Here is an 18,362-nt window from a genome sequence, read left to right on the forward strand (position 1 = left end):
CTTTTCACAGATCTCGAGTGGTCGGGCTCAGCGAGATCGATTAACATCTTCTATGACGAGGTCTTTAACATTTCCGACGAAGTAAAAGAAGAAGGAGTGGTCCTTTTTTACCTCAAGTTTGACGTTTCACCTAATGTGTGGTGGCCTGCACCGGCACCGTACATATTGGTAGGCGATGAGCAGTACAGTATTGTAGCGGCGTTTGGCAATGGCGCGATTGTACTTTTGCTCAGGAATCCTGACGGAACCCAAATTCCAGCTAATGAGGATGTCATAAATGTTGCCGCTCTTCGGGTTATCCTCGTGCCGCCTGGTGCGCTGATTACATCGGAAATGGTGCCCAACGATATGATCAGTCTGAGCTACGATGAGGTTGCTATAAGGCTCCGCCTACATGAGTGAAAACAGAAAATGGCAGACGCTTTTGTCACGAAGAAGAGCTATACGAGAAGGCCCGGACCCTATCTTAACAATCAATAAGCAGGTTTTCAATAGTCGGGAGATGATTATGTGAAAAACCGTTTAACCGAGGTTTTTCTGGTTTTCAGCCACTTTTTTTCTGGAAGAAGACTCCCGAATGATCAAGTTTGGCTCCAGCTTAGTTTTTTGTGGTGTGAAATCTTCCGGGTTTGTTCCGATCTGTGCCAGGAAATGTTTAGCAGCTAAATTGCCCATGCCAATGGTATGTTGATCAAGCGATGATAAAGCCGGTTCAATAACCGATGCAGAAAAATCATTACTGTAACCGACCAGTGCTATTTGATCCGGTATTTCGATATTGTTTTCCTTAAAAACCTGAATTGCTCCAATTGCAGCAAAATCACTGGAAGAAAAAATGCCATCGGGCATATTAGACATTTGCAAAAGCTTTTCACCCAACTGACGGCCGGTTTGTAAAATACTATAAGTATCTTTGATTAGATCTGATTCAATAATGAGATCTTCATCTACAGGTAAATTGTGTTTTTTGAGAGCTTGTATATATCCCCTCAGCCTGTTCTGATAAATATGAATATGTTGCCTGCCTGCAAAATGGGCAATACGTTTACACCCCTGTTCAATTAAATGGGTAACCGCTTTATACGCACCCAAACAATCATCAGAGACGACAAGATTCACATCCAATGATTCAATAACCCTGTCATAAAGTACAAGAGGAACTCCTTGCTGTTTTATTCTTTCATAATGCGAAATATCGGTAGTCTCCTTTGCTACGGATGCAATAATTCCGTCAACACGAACATTTAGCAAAGTGTCGATCCCGGCTTTCTCTTTGGCAAACTGATCATCCGATTGGCAAATTATCAGATTGTATCCCTCTTCTCTTACAATTTCCTCAATACCGCGAATAAACGAGGCAAAAAACTGGCGGTCGGAGGTAGGAACAATAACGCCGATCATATTGCTTTTACCTTTTCGGAGGGCAGAGGCAATATTATTAGGCTGATAGTTTAGCTTTTCAACCATTTCCCATACAGCCTGTTTTGTGGAATCGCTGATTCTGGGATGATCGCCTAAAGCTCTGGAAACAGTAGAAGGTGTTGTATCCAATTCTCTGGCAATATCCGAAATGGTCGTCTTTTTTTTCTTCTTCAACCGTAGTTATGAAATTAAATTTACTTGAATCGATGAAGACGATTGTATCTGAATAAAAAACATAAACTCCATACGTATTGAAAATAGAAGTTTGACAATAAAAAAGCGTGAACAAACCAAATCGCTTCGAAAGGTTCAGAATAAAGTTAGCTGTTTTTTTTAGATGATCTACAAAATTTGGAGATCAATATAAATATTCTTTAATTTTTAGATATGTGCAAACGATTGCGCAAATCTTGTGATTTCATATTTTTCAAGGGCAATTGCCATTCGAATGCAACAATGAGCCTAACTTTAACCAATTAATGGACATCAGGATGAAAAAGAGATATACAGTAAAGCTTTTATGCTTTTTATGTATGGGAGTGTTGGTGAATCATATCGCCATTGCACAAGATTTTACGGTTCAGGGAACCGTTTTTTCTTCAGACAATGAGGAAGCGCTTCCAGGAGTGAATATTATTGTGAAAAACACTGATATTGGAACGACAAGTAACGTAGATGGAGAATTTTCGCTTGTAGTTCCTTCCGAGAATGATACTCTTGTGTTTTCATACATCGGTTATGAAACACTGGAAGAGCCTATTGCCGGGAGGAGTAATCTGGATATTTTACTTGTGCCACAGGCAATTGTAGGCGAAGAGCTCGTGGTAGTAGGTTACGGTGCAGTGAGGGAAGAGGCAGTAACAGGTTCAGTAGCCTCGATAAGTGGGGATGCTGTGGCAGAAGTGCCATCTGCCAATATTACTAACGCTTTGCAAGGTCGATTGCCGGGGGTTCAATTCTCGCAAACATCTTCTAAACCGGGATCTTCAATGCAGATCCGCATTCGTGGTACACGGTCGCTTACGGCCAGCAATGATCCTTTGGTAGTGTTGAATGGGATCCCTTTTTCAGGATCCATCAGCGATATCAATCCCAACTCCATCCAGAGCATAGACATTTTGAAGGATGCCTCCGCAACAGCTATTTATGGTTCAAGGGGAGCGAATGGTGTCATTCTGGTATCAACAAAAAGGGGAGAAAGAGGCCAGGAAGGGGCAACGATAAGTTATAATGGCTACACGGGCATCAACACTGTTTTTTCCAAATATCCCATGATGAATGGTCCCGAATTTGTGGCTCTGAGAGAGGCTTCCGAAGACTACCCTACAAATGGAGCTGATGAGTCCAATGATATTAATACCGATTGGCAAGACTTATTATACCAAAATGGTGTAGTGACAAGCCACGATATAGCTGTTGCCGGTGGAACCGATCAGGGAAGCTATAACTTTGGCGTTGGATATTACAGTAATGTAGGAGTGGTTCCCACCCAAAAGTACGATCGGATTTCTTTACGGGGGTCAATCGATCAGCAGATCGGAGAATATTTTCGTTTTGGTCTCAATTCAAACAATAATTACAACATTACGGAAGGCTCTCAAGTAGGTTTGTACGGCATTTTAAGTATGTCGCCTATTGCAGATCCCTATAACGATGATGGATCCTGGAAAAGAACCATCAACATGCCGGATGATGAACAGTGGTTATATTCAGAAGAGATTTTGGAGGATATTGATGACTTGTGGTTAAGTGAAACCAGGGGTTATGCTACATATAATTCTATATATGGTGAGCTGGATATTCCGGGAATTGAAGGTTTAACATATCGTGCGAACCTGGGTTTGGATTTTCGCCAGAGTAATGGCGGAGAATTTAAAGGACAGGGAATCAACAGTACCAATCCCGAAACCGAATCAACGGCATCAGTCAGTAATTCACATACCTATCACTGGATTATTGAAAATATCGTAACCTACGATCGTATTTTTGCAGAAAACCATGAGGTGAATTTAACCGGGTTATACTCTGCAGAAGAGAATAAGTATAACCGATCATACATGGCCGCAAGAGATATCCCGGTCTCCGCTTTTCAGTTCTACAATTTGGGACATGCGGCAGGGGAAAAGACGATTGATCCTGGGGAGCAACAATATGAGAAGAGTGGTTTGATGTCATGGATGGGGCGAATCATGTATATCTATGATGATCGCTACATGTTTACAGCTACTTTACGATCTGATGGTTCCTCAAGACTGGCGGAAGGACATCAGTGGCATACCTATCCTGCTATATCTGTTGGCTGGAATGTTGGCAACGAATCGTTTATGGAGGATGTAGAGCTGATTGACAGGTTGAAACTGCGGGCAGGTTATGGAGAAACTTCCAACCAGGCCATAGCTCCTTACGCCACTCTTGGTCGTTTAGCTACACGGCCATATAACTTTGGTCCGGATACTTATGATACCGGGTATTATGTGTCTGAGCTACCAAACCCTAATTTGGGATGGGAGTATTCGGAAACATGGAATTATGGAGTGGATTTCGCGATTCTGAATCATCGATTGTCTGGTACCATAGAGTATTACGTAACAAGTACGAAAGATATTCTGCTGGGAGTAAATCTGCCCGGTACCTCGGGTGTAGGCAGTTACACGGCAAATATTGGAGAGACGCAAAACAAAGGGTTAGAGCTTTCACTTAATGGTGTTATTCTGGAAAACCTAAACGGCTGGTCTTGGGAAGCCGGAATCAACGTTTACGGCAACCGAAATAAACTGGTATCACTTGCTTCAGACCAGGAACGTGATGAAAGTAACTGGTGGTTCGTTGGACATCCCATTGATGTTATATACGGCTACAAAAAAATTGGGCTTTGGCAAGAGGGTGATCCCTACCTGGATATTCTGGAACCGGGAGGCAATGTAGGTATGATTAAAGTTGAATATACCGGTGAATACAACGAAAATGGCGAGCCCGTACGGGCTATTGGTCCGGAAGACCGGCAAGTCATTGATCTGGAACCCGATTTTCTGGGAGGTTTCAATACGCGTGTGGCATATAAAGGATTTGATTTGAATGTAGTTGGTGCTTTTCAGCGTGGCGGCATTCTCATCAGTACGCTTCATTCTGCATCAGGGTATCTCAATATGCTGAGCGGGCGCAGAAATAATGTAGATGTAGATTATTGGACCCCAGAAAATACAGATGCCGATTATCCTGCACCCGGCGGTATTACCAGTGGAGACAACCCCGAACATGGAGAAACTCTTGCACAGTTTGATGCATCATACCTGAAAGTACGTACTCTCACACTTGGGTATAACTTCAGTCAGAGCAATTGGTTACAAAACGCCGGAATCAGCGGGTTACGGATTTATGCTACGGTACAAAATCCATTTGTATTGTTTTCACCATTTCACAGTGAAACAGGTATGGATCCGGAAACCAATTCGTATGGTGATGAAAATGCGGCCACAACCGAGGTATATCCAAGCCGTTTGTTGACAGTAGGTACGAACTCTCCGGCTACACGCAACTACCTTTTAGGCATTAACTTTACATTTTAAATATTTGAGAGGAAAAAAATGAAACGTTTAAAAATAAAATCTTTTTTAGGAACCGCTGTCCTGGCGTTTTTGATAGCGTCCTGCACTGATATTTTGAATGAGGAGCCACGTAGCGTTTATGAACCGGGTTTTTTCGAGACTGAAGAAGGTGTCCGAGGCGGGTTAACATCAATGTACGCACACCTGCGCTATATTTATGGAAATGCCTACTTTTACAACACCACTCAAACCGGTACAGATGAAGCGACGTACGCTCAAAGTGCAGACCAGAACTTCTTGGTTATGGATATTTCCGGTCGGGGAGATATTACTCCTGAAACCAGCCGTGCTGATGTATTGTGGGGAAACTCGTTTAACAATATCAACACAGCTAACGGAATTATTGAGAATGGTGAAACCGTGGGCATTTCTGATGCTCTGATTGCCGAAGCCCGCTTTTTCCGTGCCTTCGACTATTTTATGCTTGTACAAACATTCGGCGGAGTTCCCCTGGATTTGGGTGCGGGAGAACTGGCGTTCAACGACAATCCTGTAAGAGTCTCTTCTCGTAATACCGTGCCGGAGGTTTATACTCAAGCCATATTTCCGGATCTGCTGCAAGCGGTAAATGATCTTCCGGATAATCCACGGATTACGGGTGGCGTCACCAAAACGGTGGCACGTCTTTACCTGGCAAAAGCGTACCTGACATTTGGATGGTGGCTGCAGAATCCCAATAACATCCCGACATATCCGGAGACCAGCCGATCCGATCCTGACGGAAATGACGCCCAATGGTATTTTCAACAAGCGTATGATGTGGCAACTACAGCTATCGACAATCCGGGCCCATTCGCCCTGCAGGATACGTATTACGATGTGAACTGGGCTCCAAATGATCGAAATAGCGAAATCCTGTTGTATGCCGATCATACCGAGACTAGTGAATATTACAACGATTCCAGCCTTACGTATGCAAACGGAGGAGGCGCTGATAATTTTGCTGTCTGGATGATGACCTGGAATTATACCGTTCTGCGAAGTAGCTCTTCAAATACAGAATGGTTGGGTGATATAGAATCTGTTCGCCGGGAAGCAGTACAACCTCTCGGACGTCCTTGGATTCGGATGAGCCCTACCATCGGAGCCATTACCAATACCTTTGATGATAAGACGAATGATTCTCGTTATGACGGTACTTTCACAACGGTCTATCGGTCTAATATTGATGTAGAACCGGCCATATCAGGGCCTGTATATAACGCAAACGGTATGGAAGTAGCAGGCGGAGATCCAATTCTTACATTTTTGGATGAAGAGCCAGCTACCCCAATAGATTATTCGCTTCCACCCGAACAAGGTGCTAATGTAGGAGCAGGAGTACTGCCCGGCAGGCCGGATTTTGTTATTGGTCCAAATGATATAAGCAGAAGGGTATACCCGGGTCTTTGGAAACTTGGTGTTTACCGTACCGATAGTGGCAATGGGCTGGGGCAACCGAATGCGGCCAGCACACGTCCCTTCAATATTGCTAAATTTTCTGAGTTGTATTTTATAGCTGCAGAAGCAGCCGTGAAAGGTGCGACAGGAAGCAGAAGTGCCAGAGAACTGATTAATGTAATTCGTGCACGCGCAGGAATGTGGCGCTGGGACAATAGCGAAAATGAAGAGCGAATAGAAGACAACAGCGCAGAAATGGTAGCTGCAACACCCTCGATAATTGACATCGATTATATTTTAGAGGAACGTTCTCGTGAATATTTCGGGGAAGGATACCGATGGTATGATCTGATTCGTACCCAAAAATGGGAAGAAGTTGCCGGTAGCTATGAAATTGCGGGCGACAATTATGGAGATCATACTCCTCAAACGGTAACCCGTTCTATTCAACCCTACCATTATTTACGGCCGATTCCACAAGGTCAACTGGATGCCCTTGATATGAGTGCGGCTGAAAAAGATACATATCAAAATCCGGGATACTGATAGTCATTTTTTTAACCAGGTAATACCGGTGTTAAATGAATAATAATGGTGGATACGTTTTGGAAGTGGTCTTCTATGTGTAGGCCACTTCCATTTTTTTAGATCTTGTTCCGTATGAAATAGCAGGATCATCACATCCGGAAAAATATATTTACCATAACATGTCTGTATAGTCTCAAGTCAGCGTTCAGGTAATTGGTATATTTACCTGAAGATATTCCGGAATCTATCCGGTTTTTTTGAAGGCTGATTCTTTTAGAAAGTGGGGTGTCCGTTCTCTGTATTTTTTCTTCATTTTCACCCTTGCTTTATTTTTTCTCAGCATCGATAATAAACAACATATCTTTGTCAAAATTCCACTCATTTCCATACCTTACCCATCTTTACCGATTGATAGTTTAGATTGAAAATATTTTTAGACATTTAAAAAATGATCGCACAAAAATCCCGTATTCAATCCCTGTTTGAAAATAAGTCTGACGATGAAAAAATCATGTCGCTCTTTATTTCTGCAGGTTATCCCGATTTAGAATCAACGGTTGATTTGATTCTCGGATTTGAAAAAAACGGTGCTGATCTGATAGAGCTTGGGATGCCTTTTAGCGATCCGCTTGCAGATGGCCCTACCATCCAGTACGCCAGCAATATTGCAATAGAGAATGGAATAACGATGGATGGAATTTTTGTAATGGTTCGAGAGATCCGTAAATCATCCGAAATTCCATTGATCCTTATGGGATACATCAACCCAATCATGAAATACGGCATTGATCGATTTTGTAAAGAAGCCGAAAGTAGTGGTGTAGATGGTTTGATTATTCCTGATGCACCGGTTGAGGAATCAACCATTATTTCTGAAAAAGCCGAGAATCATAATCTTGACCTTGTCTATCTGGTGGCTCCGAATTCATCGGATGAACGCATGAAAGTGGTTGATGAGCACAGCAAAGGTTTTGTATACTGTGTGTCTGTTACCGGGGTAACAGGGGCCAGGGAAGGAGATGAGGTGGCAAAATCTGTTGAGAGATTTATCGACAGAGTCAAAACAAATGTTCGTAAAAATCCTAAGCTTGTGGGATTCGGAATCAAAAATTTTCAGGATGCTCAAATAATATCTAAAGAAGTGGATGGTTTTATAGTAGGAAGCGCCCTTATTGATGCCATCAGAAGTGAGTATCCCAAACAGGGATGGAAGAATCATGTTCTCTCCTTTGTTAAAGAATTAAAATATGGAAACAACCAAGCGTAAAGTATTCTGAGTTATGATGAATAAATTTTTATTGGGTATTTCGGTTTTAGGAATTTTAATTTTTGTCGCCTGTGAAGGTGATTACAGGCCACAATCGATTGGAAGTATTGACGATGTATACGTGGTGATGGATTCAACCGACTGGAATAGTAAAACCGCTCTTGCTATAGAAGAGACTTACGGTAAAGGGATTGAAACTCTTCCGGGTTATGAGCCGACCTATAACCTGATTTTCAGAGATTTTAATTCGAACGAAGAGCTGGAAACCATTCGTGATTTAAAAAATATTATTTTTGCGGCTCCCATTAATGGAGATAATAACGTTGCTGAATTAATACGTGCGCTTTTAAGTGATGACGTTGAAGAGAGGGTTAAAGCCGGAGAGAGTTTCGCCTTTCCTCTGGAAGACCGCTGGGTTCGCGATCAGTGGGTGATATTGTTAACATCTACTTCAGATTCTTCATTGGCCGAGAAAATTCGAAACTCCGAGCAATCACTTGTCAATCATTTGATGGAGCGGGAATTTGAACGAAGGGAATACGAGATTTACCGGCGTGGTGAACAGTTGGCTTTAAACGATTCGCTCTGGACTGAATATGGCTGGAAAGTACGCATGCAGCATGATTATATACAGACTGTTGATACAACAAATGTACTTGTTTTCAGACGGTCTCTGCCGGAAAACGATCGCTGGATGATGGCATGGTGGAAGGATGACGTTGATGGGATCGGCTTCCTCAATAAAGAATGGATCAATGCCACACGAGATTCACTGCTTCAAAAATATGTACAGGGCACACGGGAAGGCTCATATGTAACCACAGAATACCGACAACCCAGAAACGTGATTACACAGCAAATGGAGCGCGATGATCACATCATTGGCTATGAAACTCTGGGAACCTGGCGTATGACTAATGATTTTATGGGAGGGCCATTTGTGAACTTCACGTACTACGATCCTAAAACGGAACGATTATTTATGATTGAGTACGGACAATTTGCTCCCAGCGTTGCTAAACGTCGATTTGTGCGCCAATTTCGGACAATGGGTCGTACCTTTGAATCTGATTCAACCTGGACCAATGAGCCGGAACCTTTAACAAATTTGATGAGTGAGTAAACGAAAAAATCCTGACGAGTAACTTCTCGCAAGATTTCAAAAATATCGCAGTATTACTCTACAATTCCGGTTAAAAATTCAGATTAAGAATACCACTCACATCGGCTCATCAAAAATAAGATTGCGATAAACTATTGAATACAGTTCAAGGATGAGTGAGAAGAATGTTCAAATTATCGCGTATCATGGCTGGGGATTTGATTCTTCCATCTGGGACGGACTGAAAAAAAAACTGGATCCACATGTTCACTTTGAATGTGCTGATCGCGGTTATTTTTCCCATCCAGATAAACCTTCCTGGAATGATGATTTAAAATCTGAACCTGAGAAATTCCTGTTTTTGCATTCGTATGGTTTGCATTGGTGCGACCGGAAAATTCTTGAAGAGGCTGATCATATCGTGTTAATCGGGAGTTATTTAAATTTTCATCCGGTGGAAAGAAAAGCGTACAAACGGTCCAAACTTGTTCTCAGAAGAATGCTGACTCAATTTGTAGATGATCCCACAACAGTTCTTCAGAAGTATTATGAAAACGCATTTTATCCGGATAAGGCTGGATTGAATGTTCCGGGTCACCTGAACCACGATCTGTTATTATCGGATTTAAGTGATTTAGATCAGGACAATCGCGAAAATGCGGTATTATTTGATATGAGGGATATTACCATTATTCATGGAGCTGAAGATCAAATTGTGAACAATGAACTTGCGCGGGATATGTACAAAAAGCTACGCTTACGGAGCCAGTATTTTGAAATAAAAAAAGGCGGTCACGCCTTACAATTCACCCACAGTTCCAAAGTATTCGAAATATTAAACTCTCTCTTCAAGTTCAAATAATCGATTCTTTAACAATTTGATTTAAAACTATGGTCTCCTTTATGGATAAGAAACTTGAGATTAAAAACAATTTCTCCAGGTCAGTTTCTTATTACGATAAAAATGCCACTATTCAGAAGGATGTTGCCGATCGGATGGCCAAGGCTCTTGAACCCTGGCAACAATCCATTCCCGATGGACCCATTCTGGAAATTGGATCCGGTACCGGATTTTTTACTAAGCATTTGATTCGCATGTATCCCGGTAGGAACATTGTTGTATCTGATTTATGTGATAAGATGGTTCAGTTTTGCAGGGAGAAATTCGGTCCATCAGATTCTGTTGAATTTAAAACCATAGATGCCGAGAGTGATGTCTTCGAGGAAAAAAAACATGCGTTGATTGCCGGGAGTTATGCGGCCCATTGGTTTAATCATCCTTCAAAAAGTCTCTCCAAACTTGCTTCATCACTAAAGCCCGGTGGATTGATGCTGATCTCATTTCCAGTCAAAGAATCGTTTTCGAATTGGAGGAAATATTGTCTCGATTTGGGAATACCGTTTACCGGAAATACGCTGCCGGATCTGGAGCAGGTTGTCATTGAACTATCCATGGGGCCTGCCCAGGTAGATTATTATGAAGATGATATGATTGATTCGTTTAAGAATGTTTTTGATTTTTTCAGGCATCTGAAGAATACGGGTACCTCCACAAACCTGGCAGATAAACAACTGTCTGTTAAACAGTTGAAATTATTGAATAACTATTGGCTTGAAAAAGAGCACGCTCGCATTAGAGTTCAATATCATACAGCTTTTATAGCAGTAAAAAGAGATTTAGAACCATAGCGTTCTGTTATATGATTTACTCATAGGTAAATTTGATATCGTCTCTTACTCCAGAAATGCTGAAAGACGATTAAGAATAGATATAACTTTCCCTTGGAGATTGGCTGAAATTTTTCTGAGTTCTCTTGGTCTCTTAATTAAGAAAGTATTGATTCGTTAATTACAGATAATCCTGGAAAATTCTATCTAATTCCTTATCAATACTTTCAACAATTACCGGGTTAAATTTTTGCCCGGTTAACGTTTCATAAAGTTCGGCATAGCGTTGGTAAATGCTCCACCGAAACGTATCGGGAAGATCGGGCAGGGTTTGGCCTTCTTTGCCCTGGAATCCTTTATCCATTAACCATTCCCGAAGAAATTCTTTAGAAAGCTGTTTTTGGGGCTGACCGGCTTCCAGTCTTTTTTTGTATCCTTCCTGGTAAAAATAACGGGATGAATCTGATGTGTGGACCTCATCAATTAAAGTAAGTTGCCCGTTATGAAGACCCATTTCGTATTTTGTATCTACAAGAATAAGTCCTTGGTCGGCAGCTATTTCTGTGCCTTTTTTAAAAAGTTTAAAAGCTTTTTCGCGAATCTCCTTCCAAAGCTCAGGTTCCACAATTCCCCGGTTAAGAATCTCTTGTTCAGAAATGTCTTCATCATGTCCTTCGGTTGCTTTGGTGGCAGGAGTCAGTATCGGCTCCGGAAACCTTTCATGTTCCCGCAATCCGGGAGGAAGAGGTACCCCGCATAACTCTCGCTTGCCGGATTTATAAACTCTCCAGGCATGTCCGGTCAGGTAACCTCTGACAACCACCTCAACCGGAATGGGGTCACATTTTTTTGCAATCATCACATTGGGGTGAGGGACATCTACCACATGGGTGGGCATAATTTCTTCCACTTTAGAAAACCCAAAAGCAGACAACTGGTTTAGGATTTGCCCCTTAAATGGTATTGCCTGTTTCATGATGTGATCGAACGCGGATATTCGGTCAGAAACTACAATGCCTAGTTTATCGCTGCCAAGCGGATACACATCCCGTACTTTTCCTCGGTATGGCTCGCCTGCTGTTGTTGCGTCTGTGGATACGATACAATTAATGAGTGCTTCCTGCTGGTTCATAAAGAATTCTATAAATCAGGCTTTTACATTCTTTGATGAGTTTCTTGGTACAAGAATAGGATCAAGCACGGTTTGTATTTTTTCTTTTGGATCATGCCGGATAATCTCTGCAAGCCGGCGAGTAGCAGTTACACCAACCGAGTACATTTTTTGGTCGATAGTGGTAAGATCCAGATACTTGGTAAACTTGATATTATCGTATCCCATAATGGCGATATCTTCCGGGATTCTCATGCCAAGCTTGGTCAACGCGTGATAAGCGCCAATTGCCTGAGTATCGTTAGAGCAGAAAATGGCATCGGGGAAATCTCCCATTTGATCATATTTGTAAATGGCTTCAAATCCGGCTTCTTCGGTATAGCCTGCATGTTTTGTGGTGTCGCCGGATACGAACAATTTCTTTTCAATAGGCATTTTAAACTCTTTGAGTGCCTCAAGAAACCCTGCTTCCCGTTCCTGGGATGAACTTGTATTTTTGAATGGACGGATCATTCCAAGGCGTTCAAATCCTTGTTTAATCAGGTGTTCTCCCGCCAAAAAACCACCCTTACGATTATTTAGCTCGAAATAATTATAATCGGGGTGAGAACTGCCAATCAAAACAATTGGAATTTCAGATGATTGAAGTTGATGATGTACCGTTTCCGTAATATCAATACTGATTGTAATAACGGCATCCGCTGTTCCTCGGTCAAAGAAATTCTCTACACCTTCTTTAGGATTCTTGGAGCCCGTATTATAAATAACAATATCCAGGTCCATATCCTGGATTTCATCTTTTACTCCTTTCAGAACCTCATTATAATAGGGAGTGGTAAAAGAAGGAACGGCAATTGCCAGCATCTGTGGCTCACGGCTTGCAAGTTTCCGTGCACTTACCTGTGGCCGGAAGTTCAGTTCCCGGATGGCATCATTGACTTTTTCCTTTGTTTTTTCAGAGACATTCGGAGAATTATTCAAAACTCTTGATACCGTAGATATTGCAACCCCGGCTCTTTGTGCAACCTGGTAGATGGTGATCTTTTTATTTTTTGATTTCATGTTTCCCCAATTCATTCAAGATAGAATACGCACTTATCGGAAAATGAGACGCATTTGATTCAAGTTTAAAATAAAAGAAAAAAATGATATTTAATGTAATTATTAATTCGAAGGAACTTTTCATGAGTTAGTTGGCATTACTAAGATAAATCACTTGCGCTTATGACTGATCTCATTAAAATTCCCTACTTGGTACTTCGGCCTATTTATGAGAAGACCAGCTTTCATAAAGCGGTTATTTCAGAAATAGAAGATACGAAATTGAGGTTTGCTTATTCACATTGCAGAAGTATTACCCGTAAACATGCTAAAACATTTTATATGGCTACGCGGTTTCTGCCGTATCACAAACAGAGAAGTATCTTTGCAATTTACGGACTCTGCCGAACCTTGGATGATATTGTTGATGAAAGTCCGGCGATGATTTATCAAAATAAGAGAAGTAAAAAACAGATCATAGACAGTCTGGAAAAATTTCGGGTACAACTTATTAGTGCCTATCGGGGAATGGAACAGAAAAACAGTGTATTGATTGCTTTTGCGGATGTTCTCAATCGATATCAAATTTCACTGGAATATCCACTTACGTTGTTGGATGGCGTAAAAATGGATCTTGTTAAAAACCGGTATAAGAATTTCGATGAGCTTTACGAGTACAGCTACAAAGTGGCATCTGTTGTAGGATTAATGACGACCGAAGTTTTTGGTTATAAAAATTCACAGGCTGTAGATTATGCCATCGACCTTGGGATTGCCATGCAGCTTACAAATATTCTTCGGGATGTGGGCGAAGATTTATCCAAAAACAGAATTTATCTGCCAAAAGAAGATTTAAATCAGTTTGGTTTGACCGAGAAAGATCTGTTTCAGCGAGAATTATCAGCTAATTTTGTGGAGCTGATGAAATTCCAGATTGAGCGGGCCAGAGAGTATTATCATCGGGCGGACAAAGGCATACCCATGCTTGAAAAAGACAGCCGCTTGCCCGTTCTGCTTGCCAGGGAAAATTACAGCAGAATTCTGGATAAAATTGAAGAGAACCAATACCAGGTATTTAATCAACGAGCTTACCTCAATTCAACCGAAAAGTTCTCAATTCTTCCAAAAGTTATGCTTCAATTGCGCAGCGATTCAACAGCCTGAAAGTTTTTAAAATTCTTTTTCTCAGGCATTTACAGTTCAGTTTTTTTTCTACTATCTTAAAATAAAGAGAGCGAGTTATTGCCCGAAATGAAACTGATGCCTGTATGATGAAGTCGTACAAATCCTGGAAAAGTCCAAGCCTGGGAAAAAAAATGGAGATGCTCATTTTTGGCAAAGAGGGCACGCCTGTCATTTTGTTTCCATCAGCATATGGTTCTTATAATGAGTGGGAAAATTGTGGTGCATTCGATGTTCTCCATCAGCAAATAGAAGAGGGATATAACCAGTTTTTCTGCGTGGACGCTTTTGCAACAGAGAGTTTTGTTAATCCATCCATTCCTCCACTGGCACGAATCCAGAGATTTAATCAATACCAGGAATATATTATTGACGAGTTGTTGCCTTTTATCGCTCGTGAAAACTCCAATCCATTTATTATGGTGGCCGGTGTTGGTATAGGCGCGTACTGCGCGCTTCTTATGGGATTAAAACACCCGAAAGAATTTCATAAAGTGATTGGAATCAGTGGATATTATGATATATCCGTTCACATGGATAGAGAAATTGACGATAGTATTTATTTCAACAACCCGGTTCAGTTTATCCCAAACCTTCATGATGATAAGCTCCTGCGTGACATTAGCTCTGTTGAGATACGGTTGTTAAATTACAAGAACGATCCGACGAATGAGGCCACGAAGAGAATGAGCGAGATATTATGGTTAAAGTTCATAGAACATGAACATTTTGTTTGGGATGAAGAAACCACAAATCTATGGACGTTAGCTCCGTACATTTTAAAAGATAACCTGTTCTAAATATTATGGCTTCAATAAAGAAAGTTTTGATTGCAAATAGGGGAGAAATTGCAGTTCGGGTTATTCGTACCTGCAAAGAAAGAGGCATTAAAACGGTGAGTGTGTATTCTACTCCGGATAAAATGGCCCCTCATGTGTTGGCCGCTGATGAATCGTATCACATTGGTGAAGCTGCATCTGCTGAGAGCTATTTAAGAATGGATAAATTGATTGAGGTTTGCAAGGAATCTGGTGCCGATGCTGTTCATCCCGGATATGGTTTTTTGAGTGAAAACGCCAAATTTGCAAATCTTTGCGAAGAGAATGGAATCAATTTTATGGGCCCGACCGCTTATGCTATTGAAATGATGGGGGATAAGACCAAAGCCCGCGAATTAATGGCAAAGACGGATGTACCGTTTCCGCCCGGAACTGAATCGGCTATGGATGACGTTGAGGCTGCAAAGAAAATTGCAAAAGAGATTGGTTACCCGGTTTTGATAAAAGCTGCTGCAGGCGGCGGTGGAAAAGGGATGCGAATTGTTCATGACGAAAAGAACTTTGAAAATAGTGTAAAGGCTGCGCGGTCTGAAGCCAGAAGCGCATTTGGAGACGACCGTGTTTTCGTGGAGAAATATCTTGAAGAACCGCGTCATATCGAGTTTCAGATTTTTGCGGATAAACACGGAAATGTCGTTCACTTGTTTGAGCGCGAATGTTCAGTACAACGTCGTCATCAAAAAGTAATTGAAGAAGCTCCTTCGGCCGTTCTAACGGATGAACTTCGTGAACGCATGGGGAAAGCAGCCTGTACGGTTGCAAAAAGCTGTAATTATGTTGGTGCGGGAACCGTAGAATTTTTAGTTGATAAACATCTTCATTTCTACTTTCTGGAGATGAATACCCGTCTTCAGGTAGAACACCCGGTAACCGAATTAATAACCGGTCTTGATCTTGTCAGCCTTCAAATTGATGTGGCAGAAGGGAAGGAACTCCCTTTCAAACAAGATGATATTAAGAAAAACGGGCATGCGATTGAGTGCAGGATTTATGCGGAAGATCCCGCCAATAATTTTTTGCCAAGTACAGGTACGCTCCACAGACATAGAATTCCGGCCGGACCGGGTATTCGTGTAGATGCCGGAATTGAGGAGGGACAGGATGTTTCTATCCATTATGATCCAATGATTTCCAAACTTTGTGCATATGCCAAAGATCGTGAAAGAGCAATCGAACGGATGTTAAGAGCTTTGGATGAATATGAAATTTCCGGTGTTCGGACAACCATCCCGTTTTGTAGTTATACTCTGAATCACGAGAAATTCAGAGAGGGAAAATACGACACACATTTTGTGCCGAATTATTTTACTCCTGAGAAAATCTCAGATTTCACTGACATAAAACTGGCTGCTATTGTATCTTCCGTTCTCAGGTTGAGAAATCAACAGCATAAGTCAAATTCAAAGCCTTCAGGTGATCTTGTTGAAGAGAGCATCTGGTGGAAAAACCGTAAAGCAACTCTGTGAAATCTAATCCAAAATTATTCAACCAGCTCGAAAAACTACTAACCGAACAACGAAATCCAAACAGCAGTGAGATTGATCTTGCTGACTCTCGAACGATTGTCCAAATCATCAACGAAGAAGACAAGAAAGTAGCCAACGCCGTTGAAAAGAAACTGGATGTAATTGCTGATGCTATTGATGCCATTGTCGAGAAACTGAAAATCGGTGGACGCATTCTCTATTTTGGAGCCGGTACCAGTGGTCGCCTTGGAGTATTGGATGCTGCTGAATGTCCACCCACTTTTGGTACAAAACCTGAAACCGTTCAGGGATATATAGCCGGTGGAGAAAAAGCTATGTTTGAGGCCCAGGAGGGAGCCGAAGACAGTGAAAAGATTGGAGAAGATGAAGTTGATTCTCTGAATATAACGGATAAGGATGTTGTCATCGGTTTAGCTGCAAGCGGCCGTACGCCATATGTTCATGGGGCATTGAAGCGTGCAAACTCCATTGGCTGCGTGACTGCGATGGTAACTACAGTTTCTGAAGAACAGGTTGAAGTAGATGTGAATTTCCTTGTGGCTGTACCCGTCGGCCCGGAAGTGCTGATGGGAAGTACCCGAATGAAAAGTGCTACTGCTCAAAAAATGATTCTCAACATGTTCACTACCGGGGCAATGATTCGGCTTGGGAAAGTCTATGAAAATGTGATGGTAGACTTGCAGCTCACCAACAAAAAGCTCGAGGAGAGAGCAAAAAGGATCGTTATGAGTCTCTCAGGTGTTGATTACGATGAAGCGTCGAAATTACTTGACAAAGCCGATAATCACGTAAAAACAGCACTACTGATGGCACTCACAAATGTGGATAGAAATACCGCTGAATTGAAACTAAAAGAGAACGACGGTTTTATCAGACGGGCCCTGCAAAACAGTTAAAAAAATTTTCCATTCTTATCATGTATTGGCGTTGGAACCGTTCTATGCATAAATCATGTATATTTAATGTTTATCAAAATTAAGCTAAACATAAGCGGTGGCTAAGAAACAGCATCAAAAAAACAGGCGGCTTTCGGACAAGGACTATCGGAATTTAGTTCTGACCAGCATCGTTCTTGTGGAGATCGGGCTGATTTTATTGATTCGTCTCTGGCCTGAAACCGTTTATGAGCCCGAGCTTGATTATCAAATACAGCAAGACGAAGTAATAGCACTTGAAGAAATTGAAGTAACCAGGCAAGCATCTTCTCCGCCACCTCCACCAAAGCCACAAATACCTGTACCTGTTCCAAATGATGTAGTAATTGAAGAAGAGCTGGAATTCGAGCAAGATGTGGATTTGAGTACCCTGCCAATGCCGGAAGAAGGTGCGGGTACAGCTATGAGTGGAGATGAAGAACGGATTGTGGGAAATCCTGAAATTCCACCCTCGGTTGTACGTATTGTGGAAGCCACAACCCCGGCTGGAGTGCCTGAAGAGTACAAGGGCAGATTGGAAATGATCGTTAATTTTCTGGTAGACACAGAGGGGGAAGTAGAGGAGGTGAGTATCATGGAAATTCGTCTCTACGAAAGAGATGGCAGCGGCTTTGAACAACTTGAATTTGTACAGTACGGTTTGATGGATGCAGTTTTAAAAGCGGCTATGCAATGGCGTTTTCGTCCTGCAAGACAAAACGGGAGACCGGTGAAAGCTTTTACAAGACAAAGATTTAATTATTAGAGATTAATTCTGGAATGGGGTTATAATTCAGGGGTTGGTAGCACGCATTA

General features: G+C 41.8%; 15 protein-coding genes. 12 read left to right on the top strand and 3 right to left on the bottom strand.

What is annotated here, in order from left to right:
- The first annotated feature begins 96 nt into the window (after positions 1-96).
- Positions 97-402 carry a hypothetical protein gene (locus L0B18_RS11830; protein ID WP_234571989.1) on the top strand — a complete coding sequence of 102 codons (306 nt, stop codon included), beginning with the start codon at positions 97-99 and terminating at the stop codon, positions 400-402.
- A gap of 120 nt (positions 403-522) precedes the next feature.
- Here L0B18_RS11830 and L0B18_RS11835 read toward each other — a convergent pair whose 3' ends face one another.
- The gene (locus tag L0B18_RS11835) at positions 523-1,596 is read right to left on the bottom strand and encodes a LacI family DNA-binding transcriptional regulator (RefSeq protein WP_234571990.1); all 1,074 of its coding nucleotides are present in this window, start codon (positions 1,594-1,596) and stop codon (positions 523-525) included.
- A gap of 317 nt (positions 1,597-1,913) precedes the next feature.
- Here L0B18_RS11835 and L0B18_RS11840 point away from each other — a divergent pair, with 317 nt between their 5' ends.
- The 6 genes from L0B18_RS11840 (at position 1,914) to L0B18_RS11865 (ending at position 10,993) form a co-directional block, all read left to right on the top strand.
- Positions 1,914-4,988 (top strand): SusC/RagA family TonB-linked outer membrane protein, encoded by a 3,075-nt coding sequence (locus L0B18_RS11840; RefSeq protein WP_234571991.1) that lies wholly within the window; start codon positions 1,914-1,916, stop codon positions 4,986-4,988.
- 18 nt (positions 4,989-5,006) lie between these two features.
- Positions 5,007-6,953, top strand: coding sequence for a RagB/SusD family nutrient uptake outer membrane protein (locus L0B18_RS11845; RefSeq protein WP_234571992.1), 1,947 nt, complete (start codon positions 5,007-5,009; stop codon positions 6,951-6,953).
- A 430-nt stretch (positions 6,954-7,383) separates the two neighbouring features.
- Positions 7,384-8,202, top strand: a complete 819-nt coding sequence (gene trpA / locus L0B18_RS11850; RefSeq protein ID WP_234571993.1) for a tryptophan synthase subunit alpha — start codon at positions 7,384-7,386, stop codon at positions 8,200-8,202.
- A gap of 13 nt (positions 8,203-8,215) precedes the next feature.
- The gene (locus tag L0B18_RS11855) at positions 8,216-9,325 is read left to right on the top strand and encodes a DUF4837 family protein (RefSeq protein WP_234571994.1); all 1,110 of its coding nucleotides are present in this window, start codon (positions 8,216-8,218) and stop codon (positions 9,323-9,325) included.
- A 151-nt stretch (positions 9,326-9,476) separates the two neighbouring features.
- On the top strand, positions 9,477-10,166 hold the full coding sequence (locus tag L0B18_RS11860) for an alpha/beta fold hydrolase (protein WP_234571995.1): 690 nt from the start codon (positions 9,477-9,479) through the stop codon (positions 10,164-10,166).
- Positions 10,167-10,207: 41 nt separating this feature from the next.
- Positions 10,208-10,993 (top strand): methyltransferase domain-containing protein, encoded by a 786-nt coding sequence (locus L0B18_RS11865; protein ID WP_234571996.1) that lies wholly within the window; start codon positions 10,208-10,210, stop codon positions 10,991-10,993.
- A gap of 160 nt (positions 10,994-11,153) precedes the next feature.
- Here L0B18_RS11865 and L0B18_RS11870 read toward each other — a convergent pair whose 3' ends face one another.
- The gene (locus tag L0B18_RS11870; RefSeq protein ID WP_234571997.1) at positions 11,154-12,104 is read right to left on the bottom strand and encodes a phosphoribosylaminoimidazolesuccinocarboxamide synthase; all 951 of its coding nucleotides are present in this window, start codon (positions 12,102-12,104) and stop codon (positions 11,154-11,156) included.
- 15 nt (positions 12,105-12,119) lie between these two features.
- Positions 12,120-13,145, bottom strand: a complete 1,026-nt coding sequence (locus tag L0B18_RS11875) for a LacI family DNA-binding transcriptional regulator (protein WP_234571998.1) — start codon at positions 13,143-13,145, stop codon at positions 12,120-12,122.
- A gap of 162 nt (positions 13,146-13,307) precedes the next feature.
- On the opposite strand from L0B18_RS11875, the gene L0B18_RS11880 reads away from it, so the two are divergent.
- From L0B18_RS11880 to L0B18_RS11900, 5 genes are all read left to right on the top strand, one after another.
- Positions 13,308-14,288: a phytoene/squalene synthase family protein gene (locus L0B18_RS11880; RefSeq protein ID WP_234571999.1), complete on the top strand. Its 981-nt coding sequence runs from the start codon at positions 13,308-13,310 to the stop codon at positions 14,286-14,288.
- A gap of 104 nt (positions 14,289-14,392) precedes the next feature.
- The gene (locus L0B18_RS11885) at positions 14,393-15,106 is read left to right on the top strand and encodes an alpha/beta hydrolase-fold protein (RefSeq protein ID WP_234572000.1); all 714 of its coding nucleotides are present in this window, start codon (positions 14,393-14,395) and stop codon (positions 15,104-15,106) included.
- 5 nt (positions 15,107-15,111) lie between these two features.
- Positions 15,112-16,611 (top strand): acetyl-CoA carboxylase biotin carboxylase subunit, encoded by a 1,500-nt coding sequence (accC, locus tag L0B18_RS11890; protein ID WP_234572001.1) that lies wholly within the window; start codon positions 15,112-15,114, stop codon positions 16,609-16,611.
- A complete protein-coding gene (gene murQ / locus L0B18_RS11895; protein ID WP_234572002.1) occupies positions 16,608-17,528 on the top strand; it encodes an N-acetylmuramic acid 6-phosphate etherase in 921 nt (306 codons plus the stop codon). Before accC ends, murQ begins: the two co-directional genes overlap by 4 nt.
- Positions 17,529-17,625: 97 nt before the next feature.
- Complete coding sequence (locus L0B18_RS11900) at positions 17,626-18,312, top strand: energy transducer TonB (RefSeq protein ID WP_234572003.1); 687 nt, start codon at positions 17,626-17,628, stop codon at positions 18,310-18,312.
- Positions 18,313-18,362: the final 50 nt, after the last annotated feature.

The organism is Rhodohalobacter sp. 614A, assembly GCF_021462415.1.
In the GTDB taxonomy this organism is placed as follows: domain Bacteria; phylum Bacteroidota; class Rhodothermia; order Balneolales; family Balneolaceae; genus Rhodohalobacter.

Bases quoted from the DNA above. Each gene is read 5' to 3' on its own strand.
- L0B18_RS11840 (WP_234571991.1), top strand. From the start codon at position 1,914: ATGAAAAAGAGATATACAGTAAAGCTTTTATGCTTTTTATGTATGGGA.
- L0B18_RS11845 (WP_234571992.1), top strand. From the start codon at position 5,007: ATGAAACGTTTAAAAATAAAATCTTTTTTAGGAACCGCTGTCCTGGCG.
- trpA (WP_234571993.1), top strand. From the start codon at position 7,384: ATGATCGCACAAAAATCCCGTATTCAATCCCTGTTTGAAAATAAGTCT.
- L0B18_RS11855 (WP_234571994.1), top strand. From the start codon at position 8,216: ATGATGAATAAATTTTTATTGGGTATTTCGGTTTTAGGAATTTTAATT.
- L0B18_RS11860 (WP_234571995.1), top strand. From the start codon at position 9,477: ATGAGTGAGAAGAATGTTCAAATTATCGCGTATCATGGCTGGGGATTT.
- L0B18_RS11865 (WP_234571996.1), top strand. From the start codon at position 10,208: ATGGATAAGAAACTTGAGATTAAAAACAATTTCTCCAGGTCAGTTTCT.
- L0B18_RS11870 (WP_234571997.1), bottom strand. From the start codon at position 12,104: ATGAACCAGCAGGAAGCACTCATTAATTGTATCGTATCCACAGACGCA.
- L0B18_RS11875 (WP_234571998.1), bottom strand. From the start codon at position 13,145: ATGAAATCAAAAAATAAAAAGATCACCATCTACCAGGTTGCACAAAGA.
- L0B18_RS11880 (WP_234571999.1), top strand. From the start codon at position 13,308: ATGACTGATCTCATTAAAATTCCCTACTTGGTACTTCGGCCTATTTAT.
- L0B18_RS11885 (WP_234572000.1), top strand. From the start codon at position 14,393: ATGATGAAGTCGTACAAATCCTGGAAAAGTCCAAGCCTGGGAAAAAAA.
- accC (WP_234572001.1), top strand. From the start codon at position 15,112: ATGGCTTCAATAAAGAAAGTTTTGATTGCAAATAGGGGAGAAATTGCA.